Below are 5,528 nucleotides of genomic sequence, written 5' to 3'. Positions count from 1 at the left end.
AGCCCCCGGCCCCCCAGACGAAGTCCGCCGCCCCGGCCGCGCGCGCACCGGGCCCGGCCACCGACACGCCTCCTGGCCCGTTGGAGTCCCAGCCCCAGCGCACGTCGCAGGCCGTGCTGGCGGCCACGCGGATCCGCGACGGGGACGCGCTGATGCGCGAGCGCCGCTACCGAGAGGCCGCCTTCGCCTTCCTCGACGCGGAGCACGCGGCACCGGATCACGTGGAGGCGCGCTTCAAGCTGGGCAACTCGCTGGCGGTGCTCGGCTACTACGCGCGCGCCATCGAGGAGTGGGAGGCCGCGTCGCGCCTCACCCAGGACGCCGCCATCCGTCAGAGCGCGCAGGACAACATCACCCGCGCGCGTGTGAAGCAGGGCGAGCTCGGGGCGTCGCCGCAGGCCGTGGGGCAGATGCCCGGTTCCGGGCCGGTGGCGGACACGACGCGGGCCCAGGCGCGCCGCGCCTACGAGCAGGGCGTCCAGCACATCAGCCAGCGCGCCTACGCGCCCGCGCTCCAGACGCTGTCGCAGGCCCTTCAGCAGGAGCCGCTCCTGACCGTGGCGTACATCGCGCGGGGCAGCGCCAACATCGGGCTGAGGCGCTACGCGGAGGCCGCGGCGGACTACCAGTTCGCGCTGAAGCTGGAGCCGGACGCGGCCTCGCCGCTGTACGGACTCGCGGAGGCGTACCGCGCGCTGGGCCGCAACCTGGAGGCCCGCGACCTCTACGAGCGCTACGCGCGCTCCACCGCCGCCGACGTGCGACCCGAGCTGAAAGAGGAGTCCCGCCAGAAGGCCGAGCGCCTGCGCTGACCGCTCGCCTGGTGGGCAGACGGGCATGGTCCGAGGGACTGTCCGGCCCACTATTTTAAAGGGCATGGACGGACGCGCTCGGACGGTGGAGGGGAAGCAGCAGCAGCAGGTCTTTCGCCCGCGCAGGGTGCTCGCCGCCGTGATGGCGGCGGCAGGCCTGTTATGGCTGGGCATCTTCGCCTGGCTGTTCCACTTCGACGGCGTGCCGCTGCAGACGTTCCTGTCCGCGGCCTTCTTCGTCGTCTTCTTCGGGGTGGCCGTCACCTACTACGGCCGCACCCGCATTGAAGTGGACGCCCGGGGCATCACCTGCCGGGGCATGGTGCGCACCCGGCGCTTCTCCTTCAGGGACATCCGCAAGCTGGACGTCCTCCCCGGGCCGGTGACGGTCTACGCCATCCGGGGCAGCCAGGGCTTCGTGCACTTCACCAGCTTCTTCCTTCACCACCGGTACCTGGCCCGGCTCCTGGTGGAGCGCGCTGGCCTCTCGCCCCTGCCTGCGTAGGGCGCGCGCACTTTCAGCCTGTCGCCGCCACCAGGGAGGTGACGAGCAGCGCACCCAGGGCCAGTGCGACGGCCCCGGCGATGATCCAGCCCTCCAGGCGCCGTGGCCCTCCTTCGGGAGGCCGCGGCGCTCCTGCGTCCGAGGGTTCCTCCACAACGGCGGCCGACCGGGGCACGGGCCGCGCCTCCCCTGAGGCCTCGTCGAACGCCGCCTGGAAGCGGAGCAGCGAGCGCCCCAGCTCCACGACGTCCCCATCCACCAGGGGAGCGGAGGTCTCCAGCCGCACGCCGTTGAGGAACACGCCGTTGGGCGTCCCCAGGTCTTCCAGAACGAAGCCCGAGTCCTCACGGCGGATCCGCGCGTGCATCCGCGACACGGCCCGGTCGCGCAGCCGCAGGGCCGCGCCGTCGCCCCGGCCGATGTCCGTGCACGCCTCCGCGAGCGCGTGACAGCGGCCTACGTCCAGTCCGGTGAGGCAGGTGAGGGAGGCGGCGCGCGACGGCGGGGTGTCCGCGTCCGTCAGCAGGCCCTTGAGCACCGCGACAGTGCCCACGCCGCGCCCGGGGGCGCTCGGCTCGGCGAGCACGCGCAGGCACATGCCGTCCGGAAGGCCCAGCACCTCGCCGGGCACCACCAGGCGCGACACGCCGGGCAGCACGCGCACCGCGTTCACGGTGAAGCTGCGCACCGCCTCCACCATGAGCCGCCCGGAGCCGATGCGCAGGGTCAACAGCCCCGGAGGAAGGCCCTCCAGGTGGACATGGTCATCGGGGCCGCCGCCCAGGAGGTGGAGGCCCTCGGTCAGCTCGAACGGGGTGGGGGTGCCCAGGTGCTCGAATTCGAAGCGCATGCGGACGCCCGGCAGCAAGCGTCACGCCTGCCACCGGACGTCGCGTTTTCGCGAGGTTGCCCCCAGGCCCCATCCAGCCCCGGCCTCCCATGTCCGGAGGCCGGGACGGCGGTGGGCCATCGCTTCTGTCTAGAAGGTGGCACCCAGGTTGATGGTGCCCACGTAGCGGCCGCCGCTGCTGAACGTCTCGTCGCCGCCCAGGTTCACGTCGGACGGCGGCACGGTGAGCGCGAACTCCTGGTCGAACAGGAAGTTGTAGTTCACGCGTGCGTCCGCGGTGAAGCTGCCGATGTGCAGGCGCAGGCCCGCGCCCACCGGCACGTTGCCCACCGTGTCGTCCTGGAAGCCCAGGGCGGCGGAGCGCACGTTGTAGCGGCTCAGGCCCACACCGCCCATGACGTACGGCTGGAGCGGCGTGGCCGTCAGGCCCAGCGTCACCGCCGCCTGCGCGCCGTTGCGCACGATGTCCGGTCCGCTGGTGTCCGTCGTCAGCACGCGGCTGTCGTTGAAGTTGCTGATGGCGCCCGTGTAGCCCAGCTCGATGCCCAGCACGTTCGTCGGCTTGATGGCCACCGTCACGCCGTACGCCAGGCCTGGATCAATCTGGTCTCGCAGCCCGCTGGTGTAGCCCTCCACACCGCCGCCCACGAGGAACGTCAGGCCGCGCATGTCCGCCGACCTTCGCAGCTCCGTCGAAGCCGCCTGCGCGGAACCCGCCGCCAACACCGCCACCGCCGCCGCGCCAGCCAACAATCCCTTGCTCATGTGGTCCCCTCCCTGTGTTGGACCGAAAAGTGGGGTGGACTTTCGTCCATGCCAACCGGGCCTCGGGGGCCCGCCGGCTCGGTCGCCCTCCCTTGCGGACGGGTTGCCCATGCATGGGAAGCGCGCTGCCCCACCCGAGGAAGAACGCTTCCAGGAGGGCAGGGAAGGGTAGACTCCGCGCCTTCGATGCGCCTCCGCTCCCTTGCCCTCGTCCCGTTGCTGTCCTCCGTCCTGTTCGTGGGTGGCGCCTGCCGCGATGAACAGGCGGGCCCCGCCCACCGCACGCCCAAGCTGCCCGCGCCCACGACGCTGCGGACGCTCGACGCGGCCCCGGAGGGGCTCACCTTCCGCAGCGGCGCCACCTTCGCCGGAGGCTCCATCGTCTACCTGGGCGCGCGCGTGACGCCGGAGCAGGCCACGCCGGGGCAGCCGGTGCGCATCTCGCACTTCTTCCAGGCCGTGCGCCCGCCGCCCCAGGGCTTCCACTTCTTCGTGCACGTGGTGGATCCGGAGAGCGGCCAGATGCTGGCCAACGCGGATCACGAGTTCCAGGACGGCGCCGCGCCGCTGGAGACCTGGCCCGTGGGCCGGGTGCTGGAGGACGTGCACACCGTCGCCATGCCCGCCACGCCCGCACGCCTCGCGTTGGGCTTCTGGAAGGGCGACGAGCGGCTCGCGGTGGATGATCCGCGCATGCAGTCGGGTGACAACCGGATGCGAGGCCCGCTCCTCGGCGGCGAGCCTCCCGCGCTGCCGGAGTACACCGTCACGCGCGTGAAGAAGGCGCCGGTGGTCGACGGGGCGCTGGATGACGAGGCCTGGAAGGGCGCGAAGCCGGTGACGCTCGCGGGCAGCTTCGACGGCCGGCCCGTGCGGCTGCGCACCCAGGCGCGCATGGTCTACGACGACGCGAACCTGTACGTGGCCTTCGACGTGGAGGACCCGGACATCTGGGGCACGATGCGCAACCGCGACGACTCCATCTACGAGCAGGAGGTCGTGGAGGTGTTCCTCGACGCCAACGCGGACGGGCGCACATACAACGAGCTGCAGGTGTCTCCCCACAACGTCATCTTCGACGCGTACTTCCCCGCGCGGCGCCAGGGCATGGACCGTTCGTGGGACTCAGGCATGAAGACGGCGGTGAAGGTGCGCGGCACGCTGGACGACGCGTCCGACCGCGACGAGGGTTGGACGGTGGAGATGGCCATCCCGTTCAACCGGCTCGCGGAGGTGCCGCACATTCCGCCCCAGCCGGGCGAGCGCTGGCGCTTCAACCTCTACCGGTTGGAGCACCACGACCGCCGGCAGGTGGAAGGCCAGGCCTTCTCCCCGCTCTTCATCGGCGACTTCCACGCGCTGCCGCGCTTCGGGTGGCTCGTCTTCCAGTAGGCCGGCGCGTCAGGCGTGGGGTGAGATGTCCCACGGCGCATCCGCCACGGAGCGCTCCGCCGGGTCGCCCAGGAAGCGCACGAAGCCGCGGGACTCCAGCGTGTCGACGAGCTCCTCGGCCTCCAGTTCGGAGAACCGGTTGTCCCTCATGTCGAGCAGCATGTCGCGCATCAGGGACTTGCCGCGCAGGTAGCCCACGGGCTCGCCAGGGCCCAGGCGGGCCTTGAGTTGCGCGGTGAGCTGCCGGAGATCCAGGTCGTCGGAGATCATCACCGTTCAAGCTGGGCCTGCCTCCCACTCCCGGCAACGGGGGGCGGTGCGGAATCCACGCGCGGCAGGAAGGACACCAGCCGGACGTCCTCGCCGTCGCTCTCCAGGGTGATGGCCCCATCGCGGTCGGTGCGCCAGCACTCGGTGCCCAGGGCCCGGTAGCGCGCCTCCACCTCCGGATGGGGGAACCCGTATCGGTTGCGCCGGCCCACGCAGAACACCGCGTGTCGCGGCCGGGTGCGCTCCAGGAGTGGCGCGGTGGAGGACGTGCGCGAACCGTGGTGCGGCACCTTCAACACCGTCACCGGCCCCAGCGCCTCCTCGAGCGCGGCCTCGCCCTCCGCCTCCACGTCGCCCGCCAGCAGCACGGTGACGTCGCCATGGCGCACGCGCAGCACCACGCTCCGGTCGTTCGCGCCCTCCATCAGCTCGCGGTCCACGGGAGGCCCCAGCACCTCCAGCGTCGCCTCGCCCAGGACGAACGAGGCATGCCCCACCTCCACCTCCTCCACCGTGGCGCCCTTCGCGGCGGAGATGATCCGCCGGGACAGCGGCCCGTCCGCGCTCCCCGCGGACAGCCACAGGCGTCCGGTGGGCACCTGGGCCAGCGTCGACACGAGCCCGAGCGCATGGTCCGGATGCGGATGGGAGAGCACCGCGAGGTCCAGCCGTGACACGCCCTCCGCCTTGAGGAAGGGCAGGACGAACCGCTCCCCGGTATCCGCGCCCTCCGGAACGCCGCCCGCATCCACCAACGCATGGTGTCCCCGGGAGCGCAGCACCACCGCGTCCCCCTGGCCCACGGAGAGGAAGGTGATCCGCAGCGCGGGCTCTGGTGCGAGCACGGGCAGCAGCAGTGCGCCCAGCAAGGCCCCCGGAACGAGCAGGCCCAGCCATCGCCAGCGCCCCGCCCCCAGGGCCCATGCGCCCAGCC

General features: G+C 72.1%; 7 protein-coding genes. 3 read left to right on the top strand and 4 right to left on the bottom strand.

From position 1 onward, the window contains the following. The coding region (locus D7V77_RS39680; protein WP_147452313.1) for a lipopolysaccharide assembly protein LapB at positions 1-812 on the top strand (812 nt) is incomplete at its 5' end. Positions 813-876: 64 nt separating this feature from the next. Beyond that, positions 877-1,317, top strand: coding sequence for a PH domain-containing protein (locus D7V77_RS39675; RefSeq protein WP_120581395.1), 441 nt, complete (start codon positions 877-879; stop codon positions 1,315-1,317). Positions 1,318-1,330: 13 nt separating this feature from the next. Here D7V77_RS39675 and D7V77_RS39670 read toward each other — a convergent pair whose 3' ends face one another. Then, complete coding sequence (locus D7V77_RS39670) at positions 1,331-2,167, bottom strand: FHA domain-containing protein (RefSeq protein ID WP_120581396.1); 837 nt, start codon at positions 2,165-2,167, stop codon at positions 1,331-1,333. 129 nt (positions 2,168-2,296) lie between these two features. Next, positions 2,297-2,932, bottom strand: coding sequence for an outer membrane beta-barrel protein (locus tag D7V77_RS39665; RefSeq protein WP_120581394.1), 636 nt, complete (start codon positions 2,930-2,932; stop codon positions 2,297-2,299). Positions 2,933-3,118: 186 nt separating this feature from the next. Between D7V77_RS39665 and D7V77_RS39660 the strand changes: the two genes are divergently transcribed. After that, entirely contained in the window at positions 3,119-4,324 is a 1,206-nt protein-coding gene (locus D7V77_RS39660) for a carbohydrate-binding family 9-like protein (RefSeq protein ID WP_120581393.1), read from the top strand. A 9-nt stretch (positions 4,325-4,333) separates the two neighbouring features. Here the strand turns inward: D7V77_RS39660 and D7V77_RS39655 are convergent, their stop codons facing one another. Together D7V77_RS39655 and D7V77_RS39650 are read right to left on the bottom strand one after the other, a co-directional pair. Beyond that, positions 4,334-4,594, bottom strand: a complete 261-nt coding sequence (locus tag D7V77_RS39655) for a hypothetical protein (RefSeq protein WP_120566442.1) — start codon at positions 4,592-4,594, stop codon at positions 4,334-4,336. Next, the coding region (locus D7V77_RS39650; protein ID WP_147452312.1) for a ComEC/Rec2 family competence protein at positions 4,594-5,528 on the bottom strand (935 nt) is incomplete at its 5' end. The genes D7V77_RS39650 and D7V77_RS39655, both read right to left, overlap by 1 nt.

Origin of the sequence: Corallococcus sp. CA041A (assembly GCF_003612075.1) — a bacterium.
GTDB lineage: Bacteria > Myxococcota > Myxococcia > Myxococcales > Myxococcaceae > Corallococcus > Corallococcus exiguus.
The sequence above is the reverse complement of the archived record's forward strand: the minus strand, read 5'-3'. Positions and strand labels throughout refer to the sequence as shown.

Excerpts from the sequence above, each read along its gene's own strand:
- D7V77_RS39675 (WP_120581395.1), top strand. The coding sequence starts at position 877 with ATGGACGGACGCGCTCGGACGGTGGAGGGGAAGCAGCAGCAGCAGGTC.
- D7V77_RS39670 (WP_120581396.1), bottom strand. The coding sequence starts at position 2,167 with ATGCGCTTCGAATTCGAGCACCTGGGCACCCCCACCCCGTTCGAGCTG.
- D7V77_RS39665 (WP_120581394.1), bottom strand. The coding sequence starts at position 2,932 with ATGAGCAAGGGATTGTTGGCTGGCGCGGCGGCGGTGGCGGTGTTGGCG.
- D7V77_RS39660 (WP_120581393.1), top strand. The coding sequence starts at position 3,119 with ATGCGCCTCCGCTCCCTTGCCCTCGTCCCGTTGCTGTCCTCCGTCCTG.
- D7V77_RS39655 (WP_120566442.1), bottom strand. The coding sequence starts at position 4,594 with ATGATCTCCGACGACCTGGATCTCCGGCAGCTCACCGCGCAACTCAAG.